This window comes from Marinobacter sp. C7 (assembly GCF_022343555.1).
Lineage (GTDB): Bacteria > Pseudomonadota > Gammaproteobacteria > Pseudomonadales > Oleiphilaceae > Marinobacter.
In genome coordinates, this window is the sequence record NZ_JAKQZH010000001.1 from 1,927,671 (window position 1) to 1,942,912 (window position 15,242).

At 58.8% G+C, this 15,242-nt stretch carries 12 protein-coding genes; 7 read left to right on the forward strand and 5 right to left on the reverse strand.

The window, feature by feature from the left end; translation table 11 throughout:
• The first annotated feature begins 37 nt into the window (after nucleotides 1–37).
• Nucleotides 38–1,156, forward strand: coding sequence for an organic solvent ABC transporter permease (locus tag MD273_RS08890; protein WP_239037377.1), 1,119 nt, complete (start codon nucleotides 38–40; stop codon nucleotides 1,154–1,156).
• Here the strand turns inward: MD273_RS08890 and MD273_RS19150 are convergent.
• On the reverse strand, nucleotides 1,146–2,459 hold the full coding sequence (locus MD273_RS19150; protein ID WP_502846036.1) for an HD-GYP domain-containing protein: 1,314 nt from the start codon (nucleotides 2,457–2,459) through the stop codon (nucleotides 1,146–1,148). The genes MD273_RS08890 and MD273_RS19150 overlap by 11 nt on opposite strands.
• Before the next feature lie 155 nt (nucleotides 2,460–2,614).
• On the reverse strand, nucleotides 2,615–3,190 hold the full coding sequence (locus MD273_RS08900; RefSeq protein ID WP_239037379.1) for a hypothetical protein: 576 nt from the start codon (nucleotides 3,188–3,190) through the stop codon (nucleotides 2,615–2,617).
• Between the two features lie 215 nt (nucleotides 3,191–3,405).
• Here MD273_RS08900 and MD273_RS08905 point away from each other — a divergent pair, with 215 nt between their 5' ends.
• Together MD273_RS08905 and MD273_RS08910 are read left to right on the forward strand one after the other, a co-directional pair.
• Nucleotides 3,406–4,422, forward strand: a complete 1,017-nt coding sequence (locus tag MD273_RS08905) for a Fe(3+) ABC transporter substrate-binding protein (protein WP_239037380.1) — start codon at nucleotides 3,406–3,408, stop codon at nucleotides 4,420–4,422.
• 162 nt (nucleotides 4,423–4,584) lie between these two features.
• The gene (locus MD273_RS08910; protein ID WP_239037381.1) at nucleotides 4,585–6,273 is read left to right on the forward strand and encodes an ABC transporter permease; all 1,689 of its coding nucleotides are present in this window, start codon (nucleotides 4,585–4,587) and stop codon (nucleotides 6,271–6,273) included.
• A 23-nt stretch (nucleotides 6,274–6,296) separates the two neighbouring features.
• Here MD273_RS08910 and MD273_RS08915 read toward each other — a convergent pair whose 3' ends face one another.
• Together MD273_RS08915 and MD273_RS08920 are read right to left on the reverse strand one after the other, a co-directional pair.
• On the reverse strand, nucleotides 6,297–6,782 hold the full coding sequence (locus MD273_RS08915) for a thioesterase domain-containing protein (protein WP_239037382.1): 486 nt from the start codon (nucleotides 6,780–6,782) through the stop codon (nucleotides 6,297–6,299).
• Between the two features lie 142 nt (nucleotides 6,783–6,924).
• Complete coding sequence (locus tag MD273_RS08920) at nucleotides 6,925–8,592, reverse strand: AMP-binding protein (RefSeq protein WP_239037383.1); 1,668 nt, start codon at nucleotides 8,590–8,592, stop codon at nucleotides 6,925–6,927.
• Nucleotides 8,593–8,854: 262 nt separating this feature from the next.
• Here MD273_RS08920 and MD273_RS08925 point away from each other — a divergent pair, with 262 nt between their 5' ends.
• The 3 genes from MD273_RS08925 to MD273_RS08935 all read left to right on the forward strand — a co-directional run bounded on the left by MD273_RS08925 (nucleotide 8,855) and on the right by MD273_RS08935 (nucleotide 11,604).
• Nucleotides 8,855–9,829 (forward strand): ABC transporter substrate-binding protein, encoded by a 975-nt coding sequence (locus MD273_RS08925; protein WP_239037384.1) that lies wholly within the window; start codon nucleotides 8,855–8,857, stop codon nucleotides 9,827–9,829.
• Nucleotides 9,830–9,897: 68 nt separating this feature from the next.
• The gene (locus MD273_RS08930; RefSeq protein ID WP_239037385.1) at nucleotides 9,898–10,800 is read left to right on the forward strand and encodes an ABC transporter permease; all 903 of its coding nucleotides are present in this window, start codon (nucleotides 9,898–9,900) and stop codon (nucleotides 10,798–10,800) included.
• 9 nt (nucleotides 10,801–10,809) lie between these two features.
• Nucleotides 10,810–11,604, forward strand: coding sequence for an ABC transporter ATP-binding protein (locus tag MD273_RS08935; protein WP_239037386.1), 795 nt, complete (start codon nucleotides 10,810–10,812; stop codon nucleotides 11,602–11,604).
• 63 nt (nucleotides 11,605–11,667) lie between these two features.
• On the opposite strand, the gene MD273_RS08940 is transcribed toward MD273_RS08935, so the two are convergent.
• Nucleotides 11,668–12,489 (reverse strand): DUF6160 family protein, encoded by an 822-nt coding sequence (locus MD273_RS08940; RefSeq protein WP_239037387.1) that lies wholly within the window; start codon nucleotides 12,487–12,489, stop codon nucleotides 11,668–11,670.
• 590 nt (nucleotides 12,490–13,079) lie between these two features.
• Between MD273_RS08940 and MD273_RS08945 the strand changes: the two genes are divergently transcribed.
• A complete protein-coding gene (locus MD273_RS08945) occupies nucleotides 13,080–15,218 on the forward strand; it encodes an adenosylcobalamin-dependent ribonucleoside-diphosphate reductase (protein ID WP_239037388.1) in 2,139 nt (712 codons plus the stop codon).
• Nucleotides 15,219–15,242: the final 24 nt, after the last annotated feature.

The window sequence follows — 15,242 nt, forward strand, 5'->3', positions numbered from 1 at the left end:
CGCTGCCAGCCACCAGGACCGGGATGTACGCCGAAACATGAAATCCGTTCACCGAACTGTACCCCTGCTTACCCTGCTGACCTCGCTTTCGCTGTCCGGTTGCCTTGGCAGCGATGACGGTGGCGGTTCCGCCACCAGCAGCGGGCAGCTGAACTACAACGGATTCAGCGGCCTGAGTTTCAGCACAGCAAGCCAGAGCGGCACCACCGGCGCCGATGGTGAATTCCGCTATTATCCCGGCGAAACCGTGAGCTTTCGGGTCGGAGACCTGGTCCTGGCAGACAATGTGCCGGCCCGGCGCCACGTCACCCTGCTTGAATTATTTCCCGGGATCCGAAGTGCGCTGCAAACTCCGACAGTCGATGCCGAAGGCCTGCGAACCCATACCGGCACCGAACTGAACCTCCTGGAAAACGCGTCTCTGATGAATATGACCCGCCTGCTGATGTTACTGGACTGGACCCAGGGCGTACCGGAGGGCGAAGGCATCGAAATCCGCCAACGGGTGATCGACCAGCTGAACGCAGCCCTACCATTGCTAGACTCCCCCATCGACTTCAACGTACCCACCACGGAATTCACCGCCACGGGCACGACACCCTCACCAGCCAACCAGTTGCTGGCCAGGATCTGTTTCCATCCCGAGGGCGACGAACTCTGCGAACCGCCTCCAACGCCGGAACAAATCCAGAATGCTCCCGAGAGACCGGAGAACGAGGCGGACTGGGATCCGGAAACGGAGTACCGACAGGACCTTCAGGCAAAACGCGACCGGATCCTGGAAGCCATCCGCACCATGGACGAAATCGACAATGAAGATGCGCGGACTTACCTGCGCAGGGAACTGAAAGACATCACGACAGCGGTCAGCAATCGCTATTATCTCGATGAGGACGTAGCCAGCCATCCGGCAAGCGACACCGGCATCAAAAGCGTCCGGGTGAAACGAATCGGGGGACCAATCGAACTGTCTGCCATCGAGGCCATCAGTACGCGGCCGGAGGACGTCACGATACACGCATGGAGCTGGCAGAGTGCCGAGGTGGACTATTTCGTCAGTGGAAGCAGCGGCGGTGAATCGGAACTGGTGATGAGCTTCCGCCCCGAAAACACCTACCGCTGGATACGCAAGAGCCTGAGGGTGATTATCCGCTGATCAGACGACCCAGGCTCCAGCGGGACTCTGCACCGGTCACGTCATACCGCGAAGGATCAAGGCCTTCCGAGCCGTGCGGCAGGCATTCCTTCACGATCAGGGCTTCATTGACGTCGCGGCTCTCGTTGTACTTGGCAAGATCAATAATATGCGCCGATTTCAGGGGCTGGTGCTCCTGATCAGTCATGACCATCACCTTGGGCCACAAGCGGCGCTCCGGAGAATGGGATACCACGATGCCACGCTGGCCATCGCTGAGCTCCACCAGACTGCCGGTGGGGTAGACTCCAATGGCCTGAATGAAATTCTCCACCAGATCTTCCTGGAATTCGATATTCCTCATCTCGTAGAGCAGACTGACAGCCTTCGCGGGGGTCATGGGATCATCCCCCCCCTCTCTCGGACCAATCAACGACTCGAAATATTCGGCAATACCCGCCACTTTTGCCATCAACGGAATCCGGGTGCCCCGAACGCCCTGGGGGAAACCTGAGCCATTGTGTCTCTCGCGGTGTCCACCAACCACGCTCAGGACTGCCCGGGATACACCGGTACCCTCAAGCATGGCGAGGCCTTTCTCTACGTAGGTCCGATAACGGGCGTAGTCCTCGGCACTGAACTGTCCTTCGTGATTCAGCAGGGAGCGCGGCAGAACCGTCTTACCCACCTGGGACAGCAGGCAACCCATACCCAGATGGTTCAGCAGCCCTTCATTGAGACCGAGGTGGCGGCCACACACCAGCGCCCAGATGGAGGTATTGAGCGAGTGGCGATAGATGTAATCGTCGTGGGCACGGATCCGGCTCAGCCATAGCAGTGCGTCGGGGTGACGAATCACACTGGCGACCATCTTGCGGGTTATCTCCGCGACGGGGCGCAGGTCCGCGCTGCCTCCTTCCTGCAACGCCTCGAACGCGCGTTCCAGAGCAATTTCGGCGTCATCCAGAAGACGGCGGGATACTTTGATTTCTTTTTTCAGGGTGGTCGTGGTTTCGTATTCCACCGGCTCCTGGATCGCCAGGGGCGGGAGCTTGAGCTCCTCGCGGTCTCCGCCCCGCTTCAGGGTGCGACGTCCGAATGCGGGCTTGATCTCTCCCTTCTCGAAAGCCGGGGTCTCGCGAATTTCAGCCACGTCAATCATGACCCACCGGCAGTGGGATTTCAGCGCCCGGATATCATCCTCGGAACGGATGTAGAACCCCTGGATGGGGAACGGTGTCTGATGCCAGGGCCGGTCCAGATCGGACACGAACATGCCCACTTCCAAATCATGAACCGCAACTTTTCTCTGTTGGACGCCCACGAGAGTCACCCCTGAAATTTATTCATTTTTAGATATTTGACATTCTGACGCAGCATACACAAGAGTCCATTACAGTTTCGTACCCTAAAAGATCCAGAAAGTAACTGAAGGTAAACAGACTGTAACTCCCGAATCTGGCTCACACTGCTTTTGCGTCACTGTTCGCAAACCGATTCATCAAAGTCCGGAAGACTGGCAGCCAGCGATCCACGAGGCACTTTACGAGTATAGACGGCGTAGGGAACAGGCGAGGCACGCAGGTAGTCCATATTGATTGCCTCACCCTCCTCCTCGAACCCCGGAACCAAAGGCTCGCAGGCCACCAACAATTCCAGACTGCCCTCGACATCTGCAATCCTCGCACCGCTCTCGCCCGGGGCCACAACAACACAGGCGGACGGATCCAGATCCGGGCGGCTGACCACCACCTGATCCACCCCTGGCTCCGCACAGGCACGGATCCCGTGGCCGCAAGCGCCAGCCTCACCATGGGAATCATCCCGCAGGCGCCAGATACGGGCACTACACTGGGTTTCCACTTTCAGTGCGGTCGACCGGTCATCCAGAAACCACCAGTCCGGGTACTCGGCGGTATTCCAGGACACCCGGACCTGCCGCGGCTCACCCTGTGAATTCTCTGCGGGAAACATGGCGAAATGACTGTAGTAACTGGCGCAGCCGGACAACAGGACCACGGCCGATATAAATAAAAACGAGATCCTGCACATCATCCCTGCTCTGGCTCTGCCATCCATCCTGAGAATCCTTCTGGCTCGAGAAAATCCAAGTTTTTTAGAGTGTTCGGAAGAATACCACCATTTTGCCTGAAATATTCCAAAGGTGATATTGACTCTGCCGCCAATCCAAATGAGAATGGTTTCTGTTTTTAGATGCTTGTAACTCTTACAGGTGAAACAAACTCAACTCACGCAGAGGAATCTCCACCATGCGCATGAAACTGGCAGCAACTGCTGCGATGGCCCTGGCGGCCTTGCCTCTGTCGGCCTCCGCCGACGGCGAAGTCAACATCTACTCCTACCGCCAGGCATACTTGCTCGAGCCGCTCCTGAATGCATTCGAAAAGGAAACCGGCATCGAGACCAACGTGGTCTTTGCCAAACAGGGCCTTGCCGAACGTCTTGAGCGCGAAGGCCGAAACAGCCCGGCAGACGTCGTCATGACCGTCGACATTTCCCGTATCAACGAGCTGGTCGAGCGTGACCTGGTCCAGGGCGTAGACAGCGACGTGCTGAACAGCAACATTCCGGAAAACCTGCGCCACCCGGAAGGCAAATGGTTTGCCCTGACCACCCGTGGCCGCCTGATCTTCACCTCCAAAGAGCGCGTGGAAGAAGGTGAAATCACCACCTATGAAGAGCTGGCCGACGACAAATGGAACGACCGCATCTGTACCCGTAGCGGCAAACACCCTTATAACATCGCCCTGTTCTCCTCCCTGATTGCCCACCACGGCGAAGAGTGGACCCAGCAGTGGCTGCAGGACGTAAAAGACAACCTGGCCCGAAAGCCACAGGGTGGCGACCGTGACCAGATCAAGGCCATTGCCGAAGGCGTGTGCGATATTTCCATCGGCAACAGCTACTACTATGGCAACATGCTGCAGGACGAGAATCAGCGCCCGATTGCCGAGCAGGTTCGCCTGGTCTTCCCGAACGCCGATGGCCGGGGCACCCACGTGAACATCAGCGGCATTTCGCTGACCAAGAGCGCTCCGAACCGGGACAACGCCGTCAAGCTGATGGAATTCCTGTCCTCACCGGAAGCCCAGCGTATTTACGCCGAAGCCAACACCGAGTACCCCGCAAATCCGGAAGTGAAACCCTCCGGCCTGGTTGCCGAGTGGGGTGAGATCAACCCGGACGAGCTCTCGCTGCAGACCATCGCGGAAAACCGCGAAGCCGCGGTCAAGCTGGTTGACCGCGTCGATTACGACGGCGAGTAATCGAAGAGGTCGGCACACAATAGATCGAGGAAAAGGGCGCTACGGCGCCCTTTTCTGTCTCGGGGGCATCGGCTCCTAAAATGACGCGAGTCATTGCAGCGCAACTGACAGCTGACTACAATCCTCAATCTTTCTCAGTTTCATTTGACAGACGGGAGCATTATGACCGAGGCCGTAACCGCCGCTGACCCGGGGCTCACCCAGCCCTTGCTGGCAAAACGCGCTTCCCGTCGCTGGATCATTTCCGCCACCCTTATTACCGCCATTGTGGCTCTTCCGGTCCTGTCAGTGATCTTCCTGGCCTTTTTCCCCGAAGAGAACATCTGGCCGCACCTGATTGACACCACCCTGCCACGTTACCTTTGGACCACCGTCCAGCTGATGGTCGGCGTTGGTGCCATTACCCTCGTGATCGGGCTGTCGACTGCCTGGGCCGTGACCATGTGCGAGTTTCCCGGGCGCAAATTCTTCGAATGGGCCATGTTGCTGCCGTTTGCGGTACCCGCGTATGTCATCGCTTATGTCTACACCAGCCTGCTGGACTACGCCGGGCCCGTCCAGCGTTCTCTGCGTGACTGGTTTGGCTGGCAGAATGCTTCCGACTACTGGTTTCCGGAGATTCGCAGCCTGGAAGGCGCCACCCTGATGATCGGCCTGGTACTCTACCCCTATGTCTACCTGCTGGCCCGGGCGGCCTTCCTGGAACAGTCACCGTCCCTGTTTGCAGTCAGCCGCAGTCTCGGGCATTCGGCACTGAGCACCTTCTTCCGGGTCGTCCTCCCCATCGCCCGTCCCGCCGTTGCCGTCGGACTGTCCCTGGTGTTGATGGAAACCCTGAACGATTTTGGTACCGTCGATTTCTTCGCCGTGCAGACCCTAACCGCGGGGCTCTTTGATACCTGGATGAACCTGGGCAACCTGGGCGGTGCCGCACAGATTGCCACCACCATGCTGGTGTTCGTGGTGATTCTGGTAACCCTTGAGCGGTACTCCCGCCGACGCCAGCAGCAGTATGCCGCACGCGACAACCGGGACCCCATCCGCCGTTTCACCATGTCCTTTCCGCGACAGATGATCTGCGTTGCCGTGTGCGCCGGGCCGTTCATCCTCGGCTTCGTAGTACCTGCCGGAACCCTGGGCCTTTATGCGTGGGAGTACTTTGAGGAAAGCTGGAATCCGGACTTCGTCCGGAACACGTTGAACAGCCTGTTCCTGTCCAGTGCTGCAGCCATAACCACCCTGTTGATCGGCGTTATCCTGGCTTACAGCCGGCGCCTGCATAACACCCGGGGCATGCAGATACTCATGCGCCTCTCCAGCCTGGGCTACGCCATGCCCGGCGCCGTACTGGCGGTCGGCGTGATTGTCCCCCTGGCGGGTTTCGATAACTGGCTGGACAGCCTGATGCGGGATACCTTCGGTATCAGCACCGGCCTCTTGCTGAGCGGAACGGCGTTTGCCCTGGTCTTTGCCTACACGGTCCGCTTTCTGGCGGTCTCGGCCGGCAGCGTGGAAAGCGCGTTACAGAAGGTGACGCCCAGCATGGACATGGCCTCACGCTCACTCGGCTACACGCCCGGCAAAACCCTGGTCAAAGTGCACCTGCCGATACTCCGGGGTACCCTGCTGACCGCCGCCCTGGTGGTGTTCGTGGATTGCATGAAAGAGTTGCCGGCCACGCTCATTCTCCGGCCGTTCAATTTCGAGACCCTCGCGACCTACGTTTACCAGTTCGCCTCGGACGAGCGCCTGTTCCACAGCGCCCTGCCCTCGTTGATCATTGTCCTGGCCGGCATCGTACCGATCATCCTGATGAGCCGCTCCATCTCCAATACCCGGAGCATCGCTTAGCGGCTGGCAAACTGCGACCGGCCTTACAGACCTACCCGGGAATGCACGTCCTGAACCACAAAACGGCCCTGGAATACTGCCACCGGATCCATCTTCGGGAGCACCGTGGGCTGGCCACAGAACACTTCCGCCGTGAGATCCAACCGACCCTTGCCATGGCGGGCCAGACTCTTCCGGAAACGCTCCGGAATTTCTTCTCCGGGCAACCGGCACACTACAAAGAAGTCACCGGTCACCGGTTCCAGGTAGTCGATGTTACCGCTTTGAACAACGACCGCGCCTCTGAGCCCCAGATCCCAAAGAGCCAGTTCGGTCAGGCTCCAGGCGGCGGTTACCGCAGCTGAATAAACACTGCCGCCAAAACCGGTACCCTGATGGTTGCGATTGGGCTCGAGCGGTGCGCTGAGCACCAGGGCGTGGCCGTCCCAGGAATGCAGCTGAATGCCCAGCGCACGGGACAAGGGGATATCTTCGTTGATTCGTTTCTGGAAAAGGGCCAACTGGGTCATAACTTCCTCCTGACTACCAGAAGTTTAGGCCCGAGCGGCGGTTTTCAATATGCGACTAACGTCGGCCAGAAACACCGGACAGAACCGGATACAAAAAGGGCCCGGTAATTCCGGGCCCTTTTAATGGTGTGCGGATTACCCGTTACTGCCAGATAACCGGCTGTTTCTGGGCGTACCAGCTGTCCACCTTTTCCTGATAGGCATCCTCCACCACGTTCCGCTTCAGTTTGAGGGTCGGTGTCAGGAAGCTGTTCTCGATCGACCACTCGTCGCTGACCACGGTAATGAATGCCAGCTGCTCATGGGGATCCACAGTCTTGTTCACTTCCTGGATCAGGCTCTTGAAGCTGTCTTCCAACTGCTTGCGGAAATTGTCGTCCGCAAGCTTGGGACGAGTTTCCTCGCCCAGCATCACCAATGCGTGAGGCTGGGTCTGATTGGCACCAGACACACACACCATCTCGATGGCATCGTGAGACATCAGGCGGTTCTCGATCGGCGCGGGCGCAATATACTTGCCCTTGCTGGTCTTGAAGATCTCCTTGATACGACCAGTGAGCTTCAGGCGGCCCATCTCGTCAATCTCGCCCTTGTCACCGGTTTTCAGGAAGCCATCCTCGGTGAACGCCTCCCGGGTCTTCTCCTCGTCCTTGTAGTAGCCCATCATGGTGGCAGGACTCTTGACCAGAACCTCACCCTCTTCACTGATCTTCGTTTCCACGCCGGGCAGGGCCTCGCCCACATAACCGGTGCGGGCGCGGCCCGGTTTGTTCATGTGGGAGTAGGCGAAGTTCTCGGACATCCCGTAGCCCTCAAGCAACTCCAGGCCCAGATTGCGGTACCAGTCCAGCACATCGTGGGACAATGGCGCCGAGCCGCTGCCAGCCAACTTGACCTTGTCCAGACCCAGCCCCTTGAGCACCTTCTTCTTGATAAGGCGATTTACCAGCGGGATCTTCATCAGGCGATCCATCTTCTCTTTCGGCAGTTTCTGCAGCACACCGTGCTGGAACTTCACCCACAGACGGGGCACCGAAAGGAACAGGGTTGGCTGTGCCCGCTGCAGATCCTGAACAAAGGTGTCCAGCGATTCCGCAAAGAACAGCTCGAATCCGGAGTAAAGCGAGCCCAGCTCTACAAAGGTGCGCTCAAACACGTGGGCCAGCGGCAGGTAGGACAGCATCCGCTCGTTCGGGCCGACACCCAGGGTCTTGATGCCGCCGGCCGCAGCAAACGCCATGTTGTTGAAGCTCAGCATGACGCCCTTGGGTCGGCCGGTACTGCCCGAGGTATACACGATCGTGGCCAGCTCTTCCGGATCGCGCTGAACGTTCTCTTCCAGTGGCGGGTACTTGCTGACGATATCGTCCCAGGTTTCAAAATCGTTGGGCGGACTCAGCGGGTAGGAAAGGCAACGGACCGAGTCAGGCACGCCGGGCTTCATCATGTCCCAGTCGTCCAGTTTGCCCACGAACAACACCTCACACTCGGCGTGATTGAGGATGTAGTTGACGGTATCCGCATTCAACGTGGGATAAAGCGGAACGGAAATGTGGCCAGCCATCCAAATGGCCCAATCTGACATTATCCAGTGGGCGCAATTCTTGGAAATGATGCCTACCCGGCTCTTCTCCGGGAGATTCAGCGATTTCAGATAGGCTGCCATCCGGCGAGCCTCATCCACCGCCCGACCCCAGGTGTACTCCACAACCTTGCCATCGCCCACAGGCTGCGTCATGTAGAGGTCGTTCTTCTTCGCCTTCTCCCAGTGGTAAACCATATCCAGGGGAAGTTTGTTTGTTGTGTCCATGGACCTTCCTTATGCGTCATCGTGCTTTTAATTGTTCGCCTTATTAGGCGTATTATTAGACTTTCGTAGGGTATTTCAACACACATTCGCCCGTCAAAACGTGACCAACGCAAAACAATTAGAATTTACAACTTCTTCCAGGAATAACGTACGGCCGGTAACTTCCCCTACCCCTTACGCCCCCGGGCTGTGATAAACTCTCGCACTTTCCGGACGTCAGACCCGACACACCTGAAACCACTAAAAACTCGGAGATGGGTATATGGCCAAGAGAACTCTGCGCACTCTTCTGGGTGCGTCCCTGCTGGCAGCAGCAAGCCTGGTACAGGCCCAGGAAGCCAAAACCGTTGCCATCACGCAGATCGTCGAACACCCTGCCCTTGACGCCGTCTACCAGGGCGTGAAGGATCAGCTGGCCGAGCAAGGCTACAAGGAAGGCGAAAACCTGACCGTGATGCACGAGAGCGCGCAGGGCAACTCTGCCATCGCCTCCCAGATCGCCCGCAAGTTCGTGGGTGAGAGCCCGGATGTGATCGTGGCCATCGCTACTCCGTCTGCGCAGACCGTAGCCGCAGCGGCCCGCAACATCCCGGTTGTGTTTTCCGCCGTCACCGATCCGGTCGGCGCCAAGCTGGTGGAAAGCTTGGAAGCACCGGGCGCCAACATCACCGGCGTCAGCGACATGCTGCCGATTGACAAGCACCTGGACATGCTCCAACGCGCGATGCCGGATGCCAAGCGCATCGGTACCGTGTACAACCCGGGTGAAGCCAACGCCGTTTCCCTGGTCAACCTGCTGGAAGAGCGCCTGGCCGAGCGTGGTCTGGAACTGGTCAAGGCCGCTGCCACCAAGACCTCCGAAGTGCTCGGCGCCGCCCGTTCCCTGGTCGGTGAAGCCGACGCCATCTACCTGACTACCGACAACACCGTGATCAGCGCCGCCGAAGCGGTAATCTCCGTGGGCGAGCGCGCCGACATCCCGGTCTTCGCTGCCGACACCGCGACCGTTGAGCGTGGTGCCGTTGCCGCTCTTGGCTTCAACTATTACGAGCACGGCCGCCAGACCGGCAAGATGGTCTACCGGGTGCTCGAGGGTGCGGATACCGCCAACATGCCCGTTGAAACCATGGACACACTGGATCTGTTCGTGAACCCTGCCGCCGCCGAGCGCATGGGCATCACCCTGTCCGAAGACTTCGTCAAGGAAGCGAAAAAAGTCGTCAAAAACGATAAGTAAACGCCCTGACCTATACGGGCGGACCCCACAAGGGCCCGCCCGTTTTTCTTTCACAGTGAATACTACCCATGCTCAGTGAAATCGCTTTTTACGGTGCCCTGGAAACCGGTCTCATCTATGGCCTCGTTGCCTTCGGCATCTACATCTCTTTCCGTGTTCTCGACTTCCCCGACCTCACCGTTGACGGCAGCTTTCCGCTGGGTGCCGCGGTGGCCGCCATGCTCATCATCGACGGCTGGAACCCCTGGATTGCCACCGGCGCCGCCGTACTGGCCGGCATGGCCGCCGGAGCTGTGACCGCACTGCTCAACGTCAAGCTCAACATCCTCAACCTGCTGGCGTCGATCCTGACCATGATCGCCCTGTACTCGGTGAACCTTCGCATCATGGGCCGGCCGAATGTGGCCCTGCTCTCCGAAGAAACCGTGCTTACACCCTGGTACGACCTGGATCTGGCTTTTCACCAGGTGCCGGTGTTGCTGTTTGTGATCGTGGTCTTTGTTTCACTGATCCTGCTCTGGCGTTTCATGAAATCCGAAACCGGCCTCGCTATGCGTGCCACCGGCGCCAACGCTCGGATGGCACGGGCCCAGGGCATCGCCACCGGTGCCATGATCGTTCTGGGCGTAGCGCTCTCCAACGGTCTGGTGGGCCTGGCCGGTGCGCTGTTTGCCCAGAGCCAGGGTGCGGCCGACGTCACCATGGGGGTCGGCGTGATCGTCATCGGCCTGGCATCACTGATCGGGGGCGAGGCGCTGGTAACACCCTCCACCGTCGTCCGGGCACTGATTGCCTGCGTGGTAGGGGCCATTATCTACCGCCTGGCCATAGCCTTTGCCCTGAACGCCGATGTCCTGGGCCTGCAGGCGCAGGACCTGAACCTGATTACCGCGGTTCTCGTGACCCTGGCAATTGTCCTGCCGGGCGTGCGCAACTCCGTGATCGGCAAACTCACCCGCAAAAAGGCCTGAGGAATCGACATGATCAGTGCAAGCGATCTCCGACTGACTTTTGGCAAGGGAACGCCGCTGGAAAACCCCGCACTACGGGGCATGAGTCTCACCGTGAACCAGGGTGAATTTGTCACCGTGATCGGCAGTAATGGCGCCGGCAAATCCACCTTCCTCAACGCACTCGCCGGCGAGGTCATTGTGGACACCGGACAGATTATCGTGGACAACCAGGACGTCACCCGGCTGCCCACCCACAAGCGTGCGGCACGGGTTGCCCGGGTGTTCCAGGACCCTCTCGCGGGCACCTGCGAGAATCTGTCCATCGAGGAAAACCTTGCCCTGGCCATCAAGCGTGGCCAGCGCAGGGGCCTGACCGCCGCGGTCAAGAAGCAGTACCTGAGCCAGTTCCGGGAAAGTCTCTCTTCGCTGAAGCTCGGTCTGGAAAACCGCCTGGGCGACAAGATGGGCCTGCTCTCCGGTGGACAGCGCCAGGCCGTAAGCCTGCTCATGGCCAGCCTGACGCCCTCCAGCATCCTGCTGCTCGACGAACACACCGCTGCGTTGGACCCGAAAACCGCCGCCTTCGTACTGGAACTGACGGAAAAAATCATCGAGGAGCAGAAACTGACCGCCCTGATGGTTACCCACAGCATGAAGCAGGCACTGGAAGTCGGCACCCGCACGGTGATGCTGCATCAGGGCCAGGTGGTGTTCGACATTGCCGGCAAGGAACGGGAAGGGCTGGAGGTGAAGGATCTGCTCGGCCTGTTCGAAAAACAGCGGGGCCTTGAAGTGGACGACGACAGTCTGCTGCTGGGCTGACCAGAAAATCAAAAAAGGCGGGAACACCATCCCGCCTTTTTTGTTGCCCTTCACTGACCGCAATCAGTGCCCGTAGATCAGCATCCGGGTATTGGTGATGGCCAGATCGTCCATCGCCATACTGCCGATGGATGTACCGCCCACGAGCACACCACCAATCGCCATATCCGCGGTGAACGACTGCATATCAACGGCCAGACTGTCGGTGCCGGCATGGTTCGCACGCTTGTAGATATCCAGATCCACCTTGGCAAACAGATCGGGAATGTTCTTGTTGCGGACAGGATCGTAGGTGTCGCCCGTCAGCCTCACGTCCCGGAGGCCCAATGCCAGGAACGGCACGTCGAAGTCCATGTCATCGATGGCGATGTCAGCCCGGAAGTTCATCACATCCGTGGCGGTATCGATTTCCACGTTGGCACCGCCCATCAGGAAATCAGCATTGAAGTTATCCAGTACAGTGGTGCTGTCGGTATGCCCGACCAGATTCCAGGCACCGGTCGAGATTCGTATATCAACGGCGCCAAAGGTCTGGGGAAGCACATTGATGATGGCATCACCATCGGATAGCAGGTCGATCTCGATGCGGATATTGTCGAGCAGGTTACTCTCGTCGGCGGTGCTGCCCATCAGATTGATGCCCAGTTCCGGGAACAGGTCACTCCGGTTGGTACCCCCGATAAAGATATCGTTTACCTCAAGGGAGCCTTCATCGGTGTAGATGAAGCGGTCGATGTTGAGTTGCGTTTCCAGCTCGATGGTCACACCGGCCTGGCCGGTGATGCTGCCCATGGCGGCTTCATCCAGGGCGCGGATTTCCGCCATGGCGGCAGCAGGCACACTCGCCAGGCTGAGCGCCAGTAAAGAAGGTTTCAGGCCTTTCATTGTTTCATCCTTTTATAGTCGTTATCACTTCCTGTGGGCCACTGCTTCACTACGACGCCACACGCTCACTTTAGCGACACGTCCAGCAAGGGTACGTGCAGGAGTCACAAAACCTGCAATCCCGAATCATTGGCATCATTTGACCGAAATCTGACCACAATATGTAGTGTTTTTGAGCAATCTTTCCCAAGCGCCGGTTTTTACGCGGCTTTCGGTATTTTCAAGACCTTTTCCATTGATTTTCTTTGCCCCGCACCCTCAATCAATAGTTGCGTTCTTATTCACACAATACTATATCCTGTTATACTCCTTGAAAAATAAGCCCACATATAGGGCCACAAGGACAAACCGGACCTGCCTACCCGGCAGGCGCGAGAAGGCCTCAGCCAGGCCCACAGCAACGATCACACAACGGGAACGGCCGTCAAAGGCAGGCAGGGAGGACCCCCACATCTTGTGGTCTTCTTACCTATCTGCCCCATCCGGGCCCGCAAGACACAGAAACCGACAGACGCAACACGACTCAAAGGGGTATGGCGCCGGAGACGGCGCCATCGAAAAGAGACATACTGGAAGAACCGAGGGTGGCAATGAACGCTAAGGCACAGGCAGTGATCACAACGATTCCCATGCAGGAAGCTTCACTGGATATCTGGAGCAGCAAGTACCAGCTCAAGACCAAGACCGGTGAACCCGTCGACAAGGACATCAACGCCACCTACGAACGTGTGGCCAGGGCCCTGGCGGAAGTGGAAAACAAGTCCGTGCGCACCAAGCACATGAAGGACTTCATCTGGGCCCTGCAGAACGGCGCCATCCCGGCCGGCCGTATCACCTCCAACGCCGGTGCGGAGGCCCACAAACCGGCCACATCCACCATCAACTGCACCGTCTCCGGTACCGTCCATGACTCCATGAACGACATCCTGGAGAAGAACCACGAAGCAGGCCTGACCCTCAAGGCCGGCTGCGGTATCGGTTACGAGTTCTCCACCCTGCGTCCCCGTGGCGCCTATGTTGCCGGCGCCGGCGCCACCACCTCCGGCCCGCTGTCCTTTATGGATATCTTCGACCGCATGTGCTTCACCGTGTCCTCCGCCGGCGGTCGCCGTGGCGCCCAGATGGCCACCTTCGACGTTCACCACCCGGACGTGATCGAGTTCATCCAGGCGAAGCGCGAAGACGGGCGCCTGCGCCAGTTCAACCTGTCCCTGCTGATCACCGAGGACTTCATCGAAGCAGTCCGCAACGGGGACGACTGGCACCTGTCTTTCCCGGTCACCCAGAAGGAAGTGGAAGACGAAGGCCTGGACCTGAGCGACACCTCCCAGTTCCTGTACCGCGACTTCCCGGTCCAGGACAGCTATGTGGTCAATGACGAAGGCAAGGTTGCCTGCCGCATCTACAAGACGGTCAAGGCCCAGTTCATCTGGGACACCATCATGACCAGCACCTACGACTACGCCGAGCCGGGCTTCATCCTGATCGACAAGGTCAACCAGATGAACAACAACTGGTTCTGCGAAGACATCCGCGCCACCAACCCCTGCGGTGAGCAGCCCCTGCCCCCGTACGGCAGCTGCCTGCTGGGCTCGGTGAACCTGACCAAGTTCGTGGAATACCCGTTCACCGACAAGGCCAGCTTCAACTACGAGAAGTACCGCAAGGTGGTTGGCATCTTCACCCGCATGCTCGACAACGTAGTGGAAATCAACGGCCTGCCGCTGGCCGAGCAGCGCCACGAGATCACCCACAAGCGCCGCCACGGCATGGGCATTCTGGGCCTGGGTTCCACCCTCGCCATGCTGCGTATGCCGTACGGTTCTGAGGAGTCCGTACAGTTCACCGAGGAAGTCGTGCGTGAAATGGCCGTGGAAGGCTGGCGCCAGTCCCTGGCCCTGGCCGAAGAGAAAGGCCCGGCGCCGATCATGGACGAAGAGTTCGAAATCACCCCGAAGATGATGACCAAGTGCCCGGAACTGGCCAAAGAAGGCTACAAGGTCGGCGATATCCTCAAGGGCAAACTGCTGCACGCCCGGTTCAGCCGCTACATGCAGCAGATCGCCCACGTGGAGCCGGAGCTGGTGAAGCAGCTGGCCGAGAAAGGTGGCCGCTTTACCCACCACACCTCCATCGCGCCGACCGGCACCATCAGCCTGTCACTGGCCAACAACGCCAGTAACGGCATCGAGCCGAGCTTCTCGCACCACTACGCGCGTAACATCATCCGCGAAGGCCGCAAGACCAAGGAGAAGGTAGACGTGTTCTCCTTCGAGCTGCTGGCCTACCGCCACCTGGTGAACCCGGGCGCCATGCCGTTCTCCGAAGACGAGGACAAGAAACTGCCGTCCTACTTCACCACCTCGGACGACGTAACGCCGCAACAGCACGTGGATATCCAGGCTGCGGCCCAGAAGTGGGTAGATTCCTCGATTTCCAAAACGGCCAACGTTCCGACAGACTTCGCATACCAGGACTTCAAGGACATCTACCTGTACGCCTACGACAAGGGCCTGAAGGGGTGCACCACGTTCCGCTTCAACCCGGAAGCCTTCCAGGGCGTACTGGTGAAAGAGAAAGACCTTGAGAACACCCTTTACGAGTTCACCCTGGACGATGGCAGCAAGGTGACCCTGCGCGGTAACGAACAGGTGGAGTACGACGGCGAAATCCACACCGCCGCCAACCTGTTTGATGCGCTCAAAGAAGGCACCTACGGCAAGTACTGATCCGGGAACCGACAACAGGACAAC

Bases quoted from the DNA above. Each gene is read 5' to 3' on its own strand.
- MD273_RS08905 (WP_239037380.1), top strand. From the start codon at position 3,406: ATGCGCATGAAACTGGCAGCAACTGCTGCGATGGCCCTGGCGGCCTTG.
- MD273_RS08925 (WP_239037384.1), top strand. From the start codon at position 8,855: ATGGCCAAGAGAACTCTGCGCACTCTTCTGGGTGCGTCCCTGCTGGCA.
- MD273_RS08945 (WP_239037388.1), top strand. From the start codon at position 13,080: ATGAACGCTAAGGCACAGGCAGTGATCACAACGATTCCCATGCAGGAA.
- MD273_RS08890 (WP_239037377.1), top strand. From the start codon at position 38: ATGAAATCCGTTCACCGAACTGTACCCCTGCTTACCCTGCTGACCTCG.
- MD273_RS08940 (WP_239037387.1), bottom strand. From the start codon at position 12,489: ATGAAAGGCCTGAAACCTTCTTTACTGGCGCTCAGCCTGGCGAGTGTG.
- MD273_RS08935 (WP_239037386.1), top strand. From the start codon at position 10,810: ATGATCAGTGCAAGCGATCTCCGACTGACTTTTGGCAAGGGAACGCCG.
- MD273_RS08900 (WP_239037379.1), bottom strand. From the start codon at position 3,190: ATGATGTGCAGGATCTCGTTTTTATTTATATCGGCCGTGGTCCTGTTG.
- MD273_RS08930 (WP_239037385.1), top strand. From the start codon at position 9,898: ATGCTCAGTGAAATCGCTTTTTACGGTGCCCTGGAAACCGGTCTCATC.
- MD273_RS08910 (WP_239037381.1), top strand. From the start codon at position 4,585: ATGACCGAGGCCGTAACCGCCGCTGACCCGGGGCTCACCCAGCCCTTG.
- MD273_RS08915 (WP_239037382.1), bottom strand. From the start codon at position 6,782: ATGACCCAGTTGGCCCTTTTCCAGAAACGAATCAACGAAGATATCCCC.
- MD273_RS08920 (WP_239037383.1), bottom strand. From the start codon at position 8,592: ATGGACACAACAAACAAACTTCCCCTGGATATGGTTTACCACTGGGAG.